The sequence below is a fragment of the Streptomyces sp. NPDC031474 genome, from assembly GCF_055581185.1.
On record NZ_JBVIJX010000003.1, the window covers coordinates 304,513 to 317,808 of the forward strand.

The 13,296-nt window shown below is 72.4% G+C and carries 13 protein-coding genes and 2 pseudogenes; 5 read left to right on the forward strand and 10 right to left on the reverse strand.

All coding sequences use genetic code 11. The features are described 5' to 3' along the window. Positions 1-24: 24 nt before the first annotated feature. Positions 25-1,587 carry an AMP-binding protein gene (locus ACZ5SK_RS06900; protein ID WP_361702623.1) on the reverse strand — a complete coding sequence of 521 codons (1,563 nt, stop codon included), beginning with the start codon at positions 1,585-1,587 and terminating at the stop codon, positions 25-27. A 64-nt stretch (positions 1,588-1,651) separates the two neighbouring features. Between ACZ5SK_RS06900 and ACZ5SK_RS06905 the strand changes: the two genes are divergently transcribed. The 3 genes from ACZ5SK_RS06905 (at position 1,652) to ACZ5SK_RS06915 (ending at position 4,184) form a co-directional block, all read left to right on the forward strand. Further along, entirely contained in the window at positions 1,652-2,653 is a 1,002-nt protein-coding gene (locus ACZ5SK_RS06905; RefSeq protein WP_334582013.1) for a ferredoxin--NADP reductase, read from the forward strand. Between the two features lie 87 nt (positions 2,654-2,740). Further along, positions 2,741-3,460, forward strand: a complete 720-nt coding sequence (locus ACZ5SK_RS06910; RefSeq protein WP_334582014.1) for an enoyl-CoA hydratase/isomerase family protein — start codon at positions 2,741-2,743, stop codon at positions 3,458-3,460. Further along, positions 3,450-4,184: an alpha/beta hydrolase fold domain-containing protein gene (locus ACZ5SK_RS06915; RefSeq protein ID WP_334582015.1), complete on the forward strand. Its 735-nt coding sequence runs from the start codon at positions 3,450-3,452 to the stop codon at positions 4,182-4,184. Before ACZ5SK_RS06910 ends, ACZ5SK_RS06915 begins: the two co-directional genes overlap by 11 nt. A 132-nt stretch (positions 4,185-4,316) precedes the next feature. Here ACZ5SK_RS06915 and ACZ5SK_RS06920 read toward each other — a convergent pair whose 3' ends face one another. The 4 genes from ACZ5SK_RS06920 to ACZ5SK_RS06935 all read right to left on the reverse strand — a co-directional run bounded on the left by ACZ5SK_RS06920 (position 4,317) and on the right by ACZ5SK_RS06935 (position 8,926). Continuing rightward, complete coding sequence (locus ACZ5SK_RS06920) at positions 4,317-5,921, reverse strand: GMC family oxidoreductase (protein WP_334582016.1); 1,605 nt, start codon at positions 5,919-5,921, stop codon at positions 4,317-4,319. Between the two features lie 101 nt (positions 5,922-6,022). Beyond that, positions 6,023-7,306 (reverse strand): metal-dependent hydrolase family protein, encoded by a 1,284-nt coding sequence (locus ACZ5SK_RS06925; protein WP_334582017.1) that lies wholly within the window; start codon positions 7,304-7,306, stop codon positions 6,023-6,025. Further along, positions 7,306-7,635 carry a hypothetical protein gene (locus ACZ5SK_RS06930; protein ID WP_334582018.1) on the reverse strand — a complete coding sequence of 110 codons (330 nt, stop codon included), beginning with the start codon at positions 7,633-7,635 and terminating at the stop codon, positions 7,306-7,308. Before ACZ5SK_RS06930 ends, ACZ5SK_RS06925 begins: the two co-directional genes overlap by 1 nt. A 16-nt stretch (positions 7,636-7,651) precedes the next feature. Continuing rightward, positions 7,652-8,926: an aromatic ring-hydroxylating oxygenase subunit alpha gene (locus ACZ5SK_RS06935; protein ID WP_334582019.1), complete on the reverse strand. Its 1,275-nt coding sequence runs from the start codon at positions 8,924-8,926 to the stop codon at positions 7,652-7,654. A 378-nt stretch (positions 8,927-9,304) separates the two neighbouring features. On the opposite strand from ACZ5SK_RS06935, the gene ACZ5SK_RS06940 reads away from it, so the two are divergent. After that, positions 9,305-9,682 carry a carboxymuconolactone decarboxylase family protein gene (locus ACZ5SK_RS06940; RefSeq protein WP_334582020.1) on the forward strand — a complete coding sequence of 126 codons (378 nt, stop codon included), beginning with the start codon at positions 9,305-9,307 and terminating at the stop codon, positions 9,680-9,682. Beyond that, entirely contained in the window at positions 9,679-10,533 is an 855-nt protein-coding gene (locus ACZ5SK_RS06945) for an NAD(P)-dependent oxidoreductase (protein ID WP_468158433.1), read from the forward strand. The genes ACZ5SK_RS06940 and ACZ5SK_RS06945 overlap by 4 nt, the downstream gene beginning before the upstream one ends. Here ACZ5SK_RS06945 and ACZ5SK_RS06950 read toward each other — a convergent pair. From ACZ5SK_RS06950 to ACZ5SK_RS06970, 5 genes and pseudogenes are all read right to left on the reverse strand, one after another. Continuing rightward, complete coding sequence (locus ACZ5SK_RS06950) at positions 10,509-11,843, reverse strand: NAD(P)-binding domain-containing protein (RefSeq protein WP_468158458.1); 1,335 nt, start codon at positions 11,841-11,843, stop codon at positions 10,509-10,511. The two genes, ACZ5SK_RS06945 and ACZ5SK_RS06950, sit on opposite strands and share 25 nt — an antisense overlap. 32 nt (positions 11,844-11,875) lie before the next feature. Beyond that, positions 11,876-11,941 (reverse strand): annotated as a pseudogene (locus tag ACZ5SK_RS06955) (hypothetical protein); the annotation flags it as partial. Next, positions 11,938-12,105 carry a hypothetical protein gene (locus ACZ5SK_RS06960; protein WP_468158459.1) on the reverse strand — a complete coding sequence of 56 codons (168 nt, stop codon included), beginning with the start codon at positions 12,103-12,105 and terminating at the stop codon, positions 11,938-11,940. The pseudogene ACZ5SK_RS06955 and the gene ACZ5SK_RS06960, both read right to left, overlap by 4 nt. Before the next feature lie 131 nt (positions 12,106-12,236). Beyond that, positions 12,237-12,326, reverse strand: a pseudogene (locus ACZ5SK_RS06965) (DoxX family protein); the annotation flags it as partial. Beyond that, positions 12,319-13,233: an alpha/beta fold hydrolase gene (locus ACZ5SK_RS06970; RefSeq protein ID WP_468575494.1), complete on the reverse strand. Its 915-nt coding sequence runs from the start codon at positions 13,231-13,233 to the stop codon at positions 12,319-12,321. The gene ACZ5SK_RS06970 and the pseudogene ACZ5SK_RS06965, both read right to left, overlap by 8 nt. Between the last annotated feature and the right edge of the window lie 63 nt (positions 13,234-13,296).

The following is a 13,296-nucleotide window of genomic DNA, read 5'->3' on the forward strand; positions in this document are numbered from 1 at the left end:
TTACCGAATGCGAGAATCGTATTCTCACTTTGAGGGAGTGACAATGTTCTGACGGAGGACGAACTTCTTGACCTTGCCGCTCGGGGTGCGCGGGAGGTCATCGGCCCGGTGCACCTGCTCGGGCCACTTCTGCCGGGCCAGCCCGGCCCGTTCGAAGTGCAGGCGCACCTCGGCGAGGCTCGGCGCCGACCAGCCGGGCAGCATGCGCAGGACGGCGACGGCGCGCTCCCCGAGGCGCGGGTCGGGGGCGGCCACCACGGCCGCCTCCGCCACTCCGTCCAGCTCCAGCAGGATCTCCTCGACCTCCAGGGCGCTGATGTTCTCGCCGCCGCGGATGATGATGTCGGCCTTGCGGTCGGTGACGGTCAGCCAGCCGTCGGCATCGAGTACGCCGATGTCGCCGGTGCGGTACCAGCCCTCGGCGTCGAAGGCGGCGGCGGTCAGGGCCGGGTCGGTGTAGCCGAGGCAGAGGTCGGGGCCGCGGGTGAGGATCTCACCGTCCTCGGCGAGCCGCAGTTCGACGCCGGGCAGCGGGAGTCCGTCGGTGTGCAGGCGCTTGGCCGTGGGGCCGTCGTAGGGGGTGCAGGTCACCGAGGGGTGCTCGGTGGAGCCGTAGGCGCGGAAGACGGAGATGCCGAGGGACTCCAGCCGGGTTGTCACGGCCGAGGCGACCGTCGCCCCGCCGAGGCCGGCGTACCTCAGTCGCGCGATGTGCTGCGGGGTGCAGTCGGGGTGGTCCAGGAGACTTGTCATGTAGTACGTCGCCCCGCCGCCGACGGTGAGTCCCTCGGCCAGCATGAGCGCGAGCGCCCGGGCCGGGTCCCAGGTGTCGCCGAGATGGACCGGGGAGCCGGCCAGGACGGGGATGAGGAACGCGTTGACCATGCCGATGAAGTGGCCGACCGGCGCGACCGTGAACTGCCGCCCCCGGTCCGGGGGATAGCTAGCGGCCAGCTGACGTGTCTCGTAGCCGAGGGTGCGGTGGCTGTGCACGACGCCCTTGGGCTCACGGGTGGTGCCGGAGGTGAAGGCGATCAGCGCGGGGGCGTCCGGGTCCGCGGGCAGGACGCCGTCGAGCGGTTCCCCGGCGAGCAGTGCGTCGAAGTCCCGGCCCACGACGCCGACGACGGGGATGTCCGCGCACAGCTCCGGCCGGAACTCCAGCCGCCCGAACCGCTCTGCGGCGAAGAAGGCCTTCGGGCGGGTGGCCTCGACGATGTGGCGAATCTCCTTGGGCCCGTAGAAGTGGACGACCGGGACGACGACGGCACCGAGGAAGGCGGACGCCCAGAACACCGCGGCCGCCTCCATCCAGTTGGGCAACTGCATGACCACCGTGTCGCCCGGGCCGACGCCGCGCGCCCGCAGCCCCGCGGCCAGCCGGCGGGCCACCCGCTCGACGTCGGCGAGCGTGCCCGACCAGGGCCGCACCTCGGAGTGCACCCGGAACTCGGCGTCCCCGGCCCTGGCGAGTCCGTCGGCCAGCATGGAGCCCAGGGTCTCGCCGGTCCACCAGCCCTCGGCCTCGTAGCGCGCGCGGAGTTCGGGCGTGATCGGCCGCAGGGCGCCGGGGGGAATCGTCGACATGACAGAAGCTCCTCCCTCGTATTGAGAATTGCACTCTCCCATAGCGAGAAGGTAAGTTCCATACATGGCACGGGACCATGGCTTCCATCCGGTGCGGATCACCCGGGTCGTCGACGAGACACCGGACACGCGCACCTTCGTCCTCGACGCCCGCTTCCCCTACCGGGCCGGGCAGTTCCTGACCTTCAAGGCCTGTGGGACGCTGCGGAGTTACTCCATGTCGTCCTCCCCCGACACCGACGCCGAGGTATGTGTCACGGTCAAGCGCGTGCCGGGCGGTCTCGTCTCCGGCTGGATGCACGAACGGCTGGCACCGGGTGACCTGCTGGAGGCCACCCCGCCCGGCGGCTCGTTCTGTCTGCGCGAGGATCCCGCCGACCGGCCGTTCGTCGCGTACGCCGGAGGCAGCGGCATCACCCCGGTGTTCTCGCTGGTCAAGAGCGCACTGGCGACAACCCGGCGCCCGGTGCGGCTGCTGACCGCACATCAGAACCCGGGCGCGGCCATCTTCCGCGACGCACTGGACGCACTCGCCGCACGCCACCCCGGCCGGCTCGAGGTCCGCCTCCACCTCGACGACCGGGACGGACTGGTCACCACCGGGGAGATAAGGGCCCTCGCTCACGGCCAGGAGGACCGGGCGGACTTCTACGTCTGCGGTCCCGAGCCGTTCATGGCTCTGGTCGAGGACACACTGACCACACACCGGGTGGCCCCGGAGCAGATCCTCGTCGAGCGGTTCACCCCCGCGAAGACCCAGGAGGCGCCCGCCGCGCCGTCCGGGCCCACCCCCGGCACCGTCACCGTCGAGCTGCGCGGACAGCGCCGCACCGTGCCACAGCGGACGGGCGAGACCCTGTTGCAGAGCGCCCGGCGGGCCGGCTTCCAGCCGCCGTTCTCCTGCGAGTCGGGGGACTGTGCCACCTGCCTGGCCCGGCTGGCCGACGGCGAGGCGAAGATGCGTGCCAACAACGCCCTGGACGCCGACGAGATCGCCCAGGGCTACGTCCTCACCTGCCAGGCCCAACCGACGACCCCCGACGTGACCGTCGTCTACGAGGACTGACAGTGAGGACGTGACGTGACTTCGCGGTCGTCGAGCGCGCCGACTGCCGCAGCATCACCGCACCCGCCGACGACCGGAAGGCCGAGCATGGTTGAGCTGGAGCTGGAGGACGGCCTGGCCGTCGTCACCATCGATCGCCCGCACGCCCGCAACGCCATCGACCCGCACACCATGGGCGAGCTGGAGAGGACGCTGGACGCGGCCGCAGGCGCGAGGGCGCTGGTGGTGACCGGTTCGGGCGAGAAGGCGTTCGTCTCCGGCGGCGACCTCAAGGAGCTGGCGCGCCTGCGCACCGCGGCCGAGGCCGCCGGCATGGCGCTGCGGATGCGGACGCTGTGCGACCGGATCGCCGCCTTCCCCGGACCGGTGGTCGCCGCACTCAACGGGCACGCGCTGGGCGGCGGCGCGGAGCTGGCCGTGGCGGCAGACCTCCGCATCGCAGCCGACGACGTCCGGATCGGCTTCAACCAGACGAAGCTGGCCATCGTGCCCGCCTGGGGCGGAGCAGAACGGCTGGCACGCCTGGTGGGACCTGGGCGGGCCCTGCTGCTGGCGGGCACGGGACAGGTGCTGGAAGCGAGCGAGGCCGAGCGGCTGGGGCTGGTGGACGTGGTCCTGCCCCGTGCCGACTTCGCCCGCGGCTGGCGCGAGACAGCGCGCGCCCTCGCCACCGCGCAGGCCGGCGAGATCAAGAACCTCACCACCCGCAACCGGCCGGACCGCGAGGCCGCCGCGGCCTTCGCCCGGCTGTGGGTGTCCAAGGAGCACTGGGAAGCGGCGGAGAAGGTGATGTCCCGTGGCAGGTGAAGTACGCGTAGAGGAGGGGCCGTTCGGCCCGGAGGTGCGCCCCGAGAGCCGCGTCCCGCGGTGGAGGGTGCTGTACCTGCACGGCGATCCGCGGCTCGCGGGCACCCCGCAGGACACGCTGCCGAGCGCGCGAGAACTGGCCCGGCTCACCGGGTTCGCGGTCGTCTGCGCCCGCTACCGGCCCCGCTTCCCGCAGGCCCTGGAGGACGTGCACGCGGCCTGGGAGTACTGCCATGCCGGTGGACCGGCGGCGGTGGCGGGCAAGCGGCTCGGCGGAGCCCTCGCCGCGGGCCTGCTGCTGCGGCTGCGTGACGCGGGGGCGCCGCTGCCGGCCTGCGCCGTGCTGTCCTCGGCGGTGCTGGACTTCACGCTGGACGCGGCGAGCCTGCTGTTCAACGCCGCCGCCGACCGGACCCTGGACGCCGAGGCGCTGCCGGTGCGCGCGGCCTCCTACGCGGGCGCCACGCCGCGCGACAACCCCCTGCTCAGCCCCCTGCACGGCAACCTGCACGGCCTGCCACCGCTCCAGCTCCACTCGGCCGGTACCGAAGTCCTGCTCGACGACACCCTGTCCTTCGCCACCAGAGCGGCACACTCCGGGGTCGGGATCGACCTGCGGATCTACGAGGACTCCGCGGCCCAGGGCCTGCGCCAACTGGAAGCCACCGCGGCCTTCCTGCGCATGTGGTGCCCGGAGGAACTGGTCACCCCCCGCCACGAATGAACCAGGCCCGCAGCCGTTCCGCTCCACTCGGCCGGTACGGAGGTTCCGCTCGGCGACGCCCTGTCCTTCGCCGTCCGAGCGGAACACCCCGGTGTCCGGGCGCCTGGGGGGACTACGCCCGTCGCGAATGAACTACGCTCCGTCGCGGATGAACTGCGCCGCCCGCCACGCCATCGCCGTCACAGGTCCGTTGAGGTTGCCGGACACCATCACAGGCAGCACGGAGGCGTCCACCACGCGCAGGCCGTCCACGCCCCGCACCCGCAGCCGCGCGTCCGTCACGTCGTCCGTGCCGGGGCCCATCGCGCAGGTGCCGATGGCGTGGAAGCCGCAGTAGCCCCCGTCGAGCGCCGAGCGCACGATCTCCTCCTCCGCGTCGGACCGTATGTCCGGCCCGGGGAACGTCTCGTGCCGGACGCGGGAGGCGATCGGGTCGGTGGCGAAGAACTCCCGCAGTCGGCGGAAGAGGTCCGCGCAGACCCGGCGGTCGTACGTCGAGGAGAAGTAGCCGGGGTCGATGTCCAGGCCGGCGTCGGGGTCGGCCGAGGTGATGGCCAGGGACCCCTCGGAGGTGGGCCGGAGGACCATGGCACAGGCCGAGACGCCGGGTTCCCGCTCCACCTCGGCCGGTCTGCCCGGCTGCAGGGCCGCGAGGGACCAGGGGGCCAGCAGGACTTCGGCGTCGGGCCGTTCGGCGTCCGGCCGGGACTTGAGGAAGGCCATCACGTCGTAGGCGGGGCGGGCCAGCGGGCCGCGACGCGTGAGGGCGTAGGCGGCCGCGGTGCGCGCCCGGGCGGCCGGGGTGGCCAGCTGCCGGTTGGCGCCGAGCGGGACGCCCAGGCGAAACCGCAGCGCCAGGCAGCGGTGTTCACGCAGCCGGGCACCGACGTGGGAGCGGTCCAGGCGTACGTCCACGCCCGCGGCGCGCAGCACGTCGGCCGGGCCGATGCCGGAGAGCTGGAGCAGCCGGGGCGTGGCCAGACTGCCGAGGCTCAGGATCACCTCCCGCCGGACCAGGACGTCCTCCTCGTGCCCGTCCGCCCGTCGCACCCGGACGCCGTTCGCCTTGTCGCCGTCGAACAGCACGCGCGTGACGGTGGTGTTCCGGGCGACGGTCAGATTGGGGCGGGAGCGGGCGGGGTGCAGGAAGGCGCGGGCGGCGCTGAAGCGCTGTCCGGCCCGGATGGTGGCCATGGCGTAGCCGATCCGCTCGCCGTCCTCCTCATTGACGTCCTGCACTGACCGCAGTCCGAACTCCCGTCCTGTGGCGATGAGTTCGTCGCACAGCGGGTCGGGGTCGCGGACCGTGGAGACGTGCAGGGGTCCGCCGGTGCCGCGGGTCGGCGACGGCCCGAGGATGTTGTCCTCGACAGCGCGGAAGGCGGGCAGGACGGCCTCCCAGCCCCAGCCGGGGTTTCCGAGCCCTTCCAGCTCGTCCCAGTCGGCGCGCCCGCCCCGGTTGTAGACCATCCCGTTGACGGAGCTGGAACCGCCGAGCACCTTGCCGCGCACCCAGACCTCGGGGGCACCGCCCTCACGCAGCGGCCGGGTGCGGTAGTGCCAGGAGAACGCCGGGTTGCCGAAGAGTTTCCCGACGCCCTTGGGGACACGCAGGTAGGGGTGCCGGTCCGCGCCGCCCGCCTCGACGAGCAGGACGCGTGTCCCCGGGTCCTGCGAGAGCCGTTCGGCCAGCACACAGCCCGCCGATCCGGCGCCCGCGACGACGTAGTCGTACATCACAGACCTCTCTGTGGGTGACGGGGCCGCGTCGGCGCCGCACGGTCCCCTCCTTACTGCCCGTGCGCCGCCGACCGGGTCGGTGGGGCCCGGTACCGCCGTCAGGACACCTGTGTGTCGTCGCGGTACACCTGGCCGCCCTTCATCACGAAGCACACCCGCCCGGTGACGGACAGGTCGGTGAGCGGGTCGCCGGGCACGGCGATGACGTCGGCGAGCAGCCCGGGGGCGATCCGGCCCCGGTCGTCGGCGTCGATCAGCTCGGCGGCGACCGTCGTCGCGGCGCGCAGGGCGTCGACCGGCCGCATGCCCCGGTCGGCGAGGGCGAGGAGTTCCATGACGCCCCTGCCGTGCGGGATCGCGGGGGCGTCGGTGCCGAGGGCGACCTTGACCCCTCGCCGGATCGCGCGGGCGGTGGACTCGCGGGCGCGCGGGAAGACGTCGGCGGCCTTGGCCTGCAGCTCCGGGTCCGCGTGCGTGGTGTTCATGCCCTCGGTGAGGGAGGTGGTGGCCACCAGGAAGGTGCCGCGCTCCGCCATCAGGTCGAGGGTGGCGTCGCTCGCCAGGAAACCGTGCTCGATGCAGTCGATGCCGGCCTCGACGGCGGCCCGGATCGCCGAGTCGCCCATGCAGTGCGCGGCCACCTTCAGCCCCGCGCGGTGCGCCTCGTCGACGGCGGCGCGCAGCTCCTCGTCGGAGTACTGCTGCGCGCCCGCGGGTCCGGTGTGCGACATGACCCCGTTGGAGGCACACACCTTGATGACCCGGGCCCCGTACTTGATCTGGTACCGCACCGCCTTGCGGACCTCCGCCACCCCGTTGGCGATGCCCTCCTCCACGGTGAGCGGCAGCACGCCGGGGGCCAGCGCCTGGAACATGGTCGGGTCGAGGTGACCGCCGGTGGGGGCGATCGCGTGCCCGGCGGGCACCACCCGCGGTCCCTCGACCCAGCCCAGGTCGATCGCCTTCTTCAGCGCGACGTCCAGCAGCACGCCCCCGGTCTGCACGAACAGGCCGAGGTTGCGCACGGTGGTCCAGCCGCGCCGCAGGGTGCGGCGGGCGTTGGCGGCCGCGCGCAGGGTCCGTACGGCCGGGTCCTCCTGGACGGGGATGAGCGGGCTGCGGTGGTCGGGGCCGCCGAGGAAGAGGTTGACCTCCATGTCCATCAGGCCCGGCAGCAGGGTGACGTCGCCCAGGTCGTGGACGACCGTGCCCTCGGGCAGCCGGGCGGGACGGATCTCGGCGATGCGCTCGCCCACCACCAGCACCTCGCCCGGTTCGGCGATCTCGCCCTTCTCGACGTCCAGCAGGCGCGCGGCCCGCAGCAGGACGGGGAGCCGGGGAGCTTTGTCCCGTGCGGACGGCCCGGGTTCTCGTGCGGCCATCACACGGCGGGTTCGACGATGGCGTCGATGCTGGACGGGCCGCTGTCGGGGACCCGCGGCTGGCCCCACGCCTCCACCGGGAAGGCGACGGTCACCAGGGCGCAGAACGCCCACAGCAGGTGCTTGTCCTCGTCGCTGATGCCGTCGAGGCTGACGTTCTCCAGGTACTCGGTGCTCTTCTGCAGCAGCGGGTACGCCACGTCGTAGAAGGCCTGCAGCTCTTCCATGGTGCTGCTGACGCGCTTGGCGTAGCGGGCCCGCTCGCCCTGGACCGCCCAGTCCGCGAACGGTTCGAGCGCGGCGAACTCGGCGGGAAACACGTTGCCCATGTCGGGGCCCTCCCTGTCAGGACGCGGTGGTGGTCTGCGTGCGGTCGGCGACGTACTGCTGCGCGGTCCGGTGCAGATGGCGCAGCAGGACCTCCTGGTCGCACAGCGGGAACTCGTCCACCGCGCGTGATTCGAGCATGGTCTGGGTGGCCTCCAGGGTGTTGCCGTCCTGCAGGCCGTACTCCTTGAACGTCACCGCCGCGAGTTCCTGCTGGAGCCGCTGGAACGCGTTCGTCGGCGGCACGAAGTAGCAGGTCCCCTCGAAGATGTGGGTGTTGTACGAGGTGGGCCAGTAGTGGTAGGTGAGCACCCAGTTGGGCCGCCAGATCAGCAGCATGAAGTTGGGGAAGAACACGAACGAGTCCATGCCCCAGACCTCGCTGCGCGTCGGGTTGACCGCCGGCGGCAGTTCCTCGGTCGTCATGCCGATGTCGGGAGCGTCCCACGGGCCGAAGAGACCGCTGCGCAGGGCCCGTTCGATGGGCTTGACCATCGCGTGCTCCTTGGGTGGTGCGATGCCGCCCCAGGAGGAGACCATGCTGTGCGGGCCGTCGATGTCGTAGGACAACGCCTCGTAGCCGTACTTCTTGATCCTGGCTGCCTCGCCCGACTCGTACTGGCCGCTGTGCAGGATCGGCGCGTGGTAGAACTCGGCGAACGCGTCGATGAACAGTTTCCAGTTGCTGCCGATCTCCGCGCGGTACTTGTGCACCTGGGTCAGCTTGTGGAACGGGTAGCCGTCGATGCCCTGCGCGAACTTGCCGAGGTAGTCCTTGAGGGGCGTGGTGTTGCCGGGGTCGAGGTTGACGAAGATGAACCCCTCCCACACCTCGGTGCGGACCTGCAGCAGACCGTACTTCGACCTGTCGACGTCGAAGAACTCCGACTCCTGCTGGATGTAGGCGAGTTCGCCCTTCAGGTCGTAGCGCCAGGCATGGTACTTGCAGGTGAAGGCGCGACATGTGCCCTTGGTCTCCTCGCGCGGGTTGTCGTTCCACACGAGCTTGTTGCCTCGGTGCCGGCACACGTTGTGGAAGGCACGCACCTCGCCGTCCGTTCCGCGCACCACGATCACCGACGCACGGGCCGCGTCCAGCTCCTTGGTGAAGTAACTGCCCTTGCGGGGAAGTTGCTCGACGCGTCCGACGTTCAGCCACGTCTTGCGGAAGATGGCGTCTCGCTCCAGTTCGTAGAACTCCGGCGAGATCGAGTCGGCATAGGAGACGGGACCGGTGTCGATCTTGAAGTGCTCGGTCCAACTGCCTTCGGAAGGCTTGGGAAAGTGCGCCATGGGTCGGAGACCTCCGCTCAGGATGACGGAGACCACGATAACAAGAGTCTCAGAAATGAGAATAGCATTTTCAAAACTGCCTAACGAGCTCAGCCGTATCCGTTGATCCTGTTATCGGTTGCCGGTAAGGTCAATGCGGCAGGACGATCCGCCACCAGGCACGGGCAGGCTCGCAGCTCCGAGCCCCGGGCGGCACCCGGAGCATGCACCGCCCGCGCCGTTCCTCCCTCCCGGGCCGGCGCCAGCCGGTGGGCACCACGACGACCGTCCTCGGCGGCCGTGTCCACGCCCGGCCGCCGTCGTACTCGTGACCAGGACTCAGCCGGCGCGGGGCCCAAGGACCTCAGGTTCCGCCGCCGAAGCGGAAAGGGAAGCTGCATGGACGACCGAGAGTGGCGGCGGGCCGCGGGCAGGGCCCGTGCGGAGGTGCTCGGTGACGATGGCACGCGCTTGCCGGCGGGGGATCCCGTGCCCGCCGAGTTCCAGGACTACCTGATGTCGATGGCATGGGGCGTGTGGGCGCGTGGCGGGCCGCTGAGCAACCGCGACCGCAGTCTGCTGGTGCTGGCCATGACCGCCGCACTGGGGCGGACGGACGAGTTCCGTCTGCACCTCGGGGCCGCGCCGCGCGCCGGGGTCACCGACGCCGAGGTCGACGAGCTGCTGTTCCAGATCACGGCCTACTGCGGAGCTCCCGCCGGAAACTCCGCCCGCTCCGTCATCCGCGAGGTCCGCGGCGCCCGGGAGCAGGCATGAGTCCGCGAGAGGCCCCCGTCGGGTTCGTGGGACTGGGCGCCATGGGCGGCGCACTGGCCTCGAACCTCGTCCGGGCCGGCTTCGAGGTGGTGGCCTACGACGCCGCCGGCCCCGCGCGCACCCCGACGGGGGCCCGCTGGGCGCCCAGCGCGGCGGACGTGGCACGGGCGGCCGGCACGGTGGTGCTCAGCCTGCCGGACGGCAAGGTCTGTGGGGAGGTGGTAGGCGATCTCGCGGGCGCCCGGGACCGGCGCGTCACCCACGTCGTGGACACCTCCACGGTGGGCGTGACGGCGGCGCTCGACCTGGCCGCACTGGGCCTGGCCTACGTGGACGCGCCCGTCTCCGGCGGAGTGGCCGGGGCACGCGCCCGCACCCTGATGGTCATGTACGCGGGAGCGGACGCGGACTGCGCGCGCGTGGAGCCGGTGCTGGACGGGCTCAGCGACCGGCGGCGCCGGGTCGGCGACCGGCCGGGGCAGGCACAGGCCCTGAAGCTGGCCAACAACTTCCTGTCCGCGACCGCGCTCGCGGCGACGAGTGAGGCCGTCGCCTTCGGGCGGGCCGCCGGGCTCGACACGGCGGTGATGGTGCAGGTGCTCAACGCCTCCAGCGGGCGCAGCGGCGCCACCGCGGACAAGTTCCCGGACGAGGTGCTGAGCGGCCGCTACGCCTCCGGGTTCAGCAACACGCTGATGGCCAAGGACGTACGGCTCTATCTGGCCGAGGTGGCACGGCTGGGCGGCGCGCGCAGCGTGGGCGCGGTCACGGGCTCGGTGTGGGAGGAGTTCAGCGCGGCCGAACCCGGTGCGGACTTCACCCGCGTCTACCCGTTCATCGCCGGGGGCTGATCCTTTGCGGTGGCCGTCTCGGTGCCGAGCAGGACGGCCACCGTCTCCCGCACGATACGCGGATAGCGTTCCGCGTCCGGGTCCACCAGCCATAACTGGTGCACGCCCTCGACCAGGGCCAGGACGGCCGCCGCGGCGGTCGGCGCGCTCAGTCCGCTGGGCAGGCGCTCCCCGTACCGCTCGGCCAGGTTCGCGGCCAGCTGGTCCTGCAGGGTGCGGGATCGCTGCCGGGCGTAGCCGGCGGCGGGTTCCTGCCCGGTGACCGCCTCGGCCAGCAGGACGTTGTGCACCGTCGCCAGCGACGGATGGCTCTGTTCGAAGGCGACGGCCGCAGCGAGTTCGGCCGCCAGGCCCTCGCCGGCATGGTGGTCCGCCAGGTTCTCCCGGTGGAGCTCCTCACGGAAACGGAGGATCTCCAGCAGCAGCCGCTTCTTGCTGGGGAAGTAGTGCAGGACGCCCTGCCGGGTCAGACCGACCCGCTCCGCCACCGCGTCGATCGAGGTGCGCCTGAAGCCACGGTCGGCCAGGACCTCCAGCGCCGCCTCCAGGATCTGTTCACGCCGCTCGGAGACCATGTCCCGCCCTTCCCGCCGGTGGATGGGTGCCCGCTCACAGTACGTGCGGGAGCTGCCGCGGGGCGAGGGGCGGTGCGCGATGTTCCGGTCACCGTCCCATCGCGGCCAGGGCGGCCAGGGCGGCCTCACGCAGCGCCGAGGCCTGGTGCACCCCGGCGGTGTCGCGATGTCGGCGAACAGCCGGACGTCCTTGGCCGGCAGGCCGCCCGCATGGGCGGCGATGCGGTCGAGGGTGCCGCCCGAGTCGGCCACCCGCCCCAACTGGGCGGTGAAGAGCAGGTTGTTGAGGATTTTGGCGATCTGCCCGGAGCCCGTCGGGCCGAGGTGGACGACGGGATCTGCGGAAGTGGCGAACAGTGGGCGGCAGTGGGCGAAGACCTGCGGGTCGCCGCCCACCATGACGACCAGGGTGCCCTGCTCGGCGGCCCGGCCGCCGCCGCTGACCGGCGCGTCGAGGGGGGAGGCCCCTGCTCCCCGGGCCTGGCTCTCCAGGCGGCGGCAGGTATCGGGGTGCACGGTGGAGTGGACGGCGATCACTCCACCCCGGCGCAGCCCGGCCAGTGCGCCCTCCCGGCCCGTGGCCACCTGCTCGACATCGGCGTCATCGACGACGCACAGACACACCACGTCGCTCACAGCGGCCAGTTCGGCGGGCGAGCCGGCCGTCTTGGCGCCGCTGTCCTCAAAGGGTGCGAGGGTGGAGCGTCGGCGGGCCCACAGCGTCGGAGGGCCCACAGCGTCGTCGTGTGTCCGGCTTCGAGGATGCGGCGGGCCATGGGCGCCCCCTGGCTGCCGAGCCCGATGAAGCCCACACGCGGGAGAGTTCTGCTCATGCCGTCCTCCTCGGTCGCCAGAACACGGCGAGCAGTCCGGCGGTCCCCGCCACGCCCACCCCGAGCACCGCACCGCCGCCCGCCCACCCGGTGACCGCGATGCCGGCCGCCGTGTCCACCGCGTACGCCCCCGGCCCCCACGCGCCGAGCGCCAGGGCGAGCACACCCAGGACGAGGACGTACTCGTAGCCCTCTTTGAAGACGAAGAAGCCGTGCGGACGGTGGGCCGGCAGTCCGGCGGCCGGGTCAGGCCGAGGCCCGCGAACCAGCCCGCGGTGCCGGTGATCCCGCCCCCGCCACGCCAGTGGTTCCAGCCGTGCGCCGCCATGACCGCGCCCAGCACGAGCCGCACCACGAGGAGGGCGGCATCGGTGGCCTCACCCATCGTGCCTCCACGCCTCCGTGGGCAGCGCCCGCACGCCCAGCGCGCACTCCTCGACGAAGGCCAGGACGTGCAGGTGGTAGGCGAGGGCGGTACGCCCGACGCTGGTGTTGTGGCCCGCGCCCGCCTGTTCGTGCAGCACCACGCGGGGCGCGCCGGTGAACATGGAGGCGAGGTCGGCCAGGCCGTCCGGCCCGTTCGCCCACACCTGCTCGTACTCGGCGAGGGTGATGTGCACCGGCACCGCGACGCGCGCCGCAAGCCGGGCCATTTCCTCCTGCCAGCCCTCGCGGTGTCCCTCGTAGGCGGGTGGGGCCGCCCCGATACGGCGGCCGCCGTGCACGTCGGGAGGATAGGCCTGCGGTGGGTACCACAGCGCGTGGCGCAGGTTGGGCCGGGTGCGGGTGGGGTCGCTGCGCCACTCCTCCATCGCCCGCACGGCTCTGGGGTGGTGCACCCGGCCCGTCCCGGCCAGCTCGATGCCCAGCAGGTCGTCGTCCCGCGGGTCGGCGGCCATGCGCAGGGTGAGTTCGCTGCCGGCCGAGTGCGCCCACAGGAACACGCCGACACCGCGCTCGCGGCCCCGCAGAAGTGCCCGCACCGCCTCGTGGGCGAAGTCGGCGCGCTGTCCGGGCGTGCGGAGGCGCTCCTCGTGCCCGGCCGAACTGCCGTAGCCGGGACGGTCCGGGGCGAGGACGGTGAAGCCGGCCGCGGCGGCGGTGCGCAGCAGGGAGAGCCTCGGATGCCCGGGGTGGTCGAAGTAGGCCGAGGTGGTGGCGCCGCCGTGCAGGGCCACGATCACGGCCTGCGGGCGGGGCACCTCGGCCACCAGCGCGGAGGCCGGGACGCCGTCCACGTCGACGACCTCCCGGCGTACGGCGGCGGTGAGTTCGGGTTCGAGTGAGGTCATGCCACGGTCCTGGATGTGGGGGTCCTGAATGTCACGGTCCTGTGCGTCACGGTCCTGTGCGTC

Bases quoted from the DNA above. Each gene is read 5' to 3' on its own strand.
- ACZ5SK_RS06970 (WP_468575494.1), bottom strand. From the start codon at position 13,233: ATGACCTCACTCGAACCCGAACTCACCGCCGCCGTACGCCGGGAGGTC.
- ACZ5SK_RS06900 (WP_361702623.1), bottom strand. From the start codon at position 1,587: ATGTCGACGATTCCCCCCGGCGCCCTGCGGCCGATCACGCCCGAACTC.
- ACZ5SK_RS06925 (WP_334582017.1), bottom strand. From the start codon at position 7,306: ATGGCCGCACGAGAACCCGGGCCGTCCGCACGGGACAAAGCTCCCCGG.
- ACZ5SK_RS06920 (WP_334582016.1), bottom strand. From the start codon at position 5,921: ATGTACGACTACGTCGTCGCGGGCGCCGGATCGGCGGGCTGTGTGCTG.
- ACZ5SK_RS06935 (WP_334582019.1), bottom strand. From the start codon at position 8,926: ATGGCGCACTTTCCCAAGCCTTCCGAAGGCAGTTGGACCGAGCACTTC.
- ACZ5SK_RS06905 (WP_334582013.1), top strand. From the start codon at position 1,652: ATGGCACGGGACCATGGCTTCCATCCGGTGCGGATCACCCGGGTCGTC.
- ACZ5SK_RS06940 (WP_334582020.1), top strand. From the start codon at position 9,305: ATGGACGACCGAGAGTGGCGGCGGGCCGCGGGCAGGGCCCGTGCGGAG.
- ACZ5SK_RS06945 (WP_468158433.1), top strand. From the start codon at position 9,679: ATGAGTCCGCGAGAGGCCCCCGTCGGGTTCGTGGGACTGGGCGCCATG.
- ACZ5SK_RS06910 (WP_334582014.1), top strand. From the start codon at position 2,741: ATGGTTGAGCTGGAGCTGGAGGACGGCCTGGCCGTCGTCACCATCGAT.
- ACZ5SK_RS06930 (WP_334582018.1), bottom strand. From the start codon at position 7,635: ATGGGCAACGTGTTTCCCGCCGAGTTCGCCGCGCTCGAACCGTTCGCG.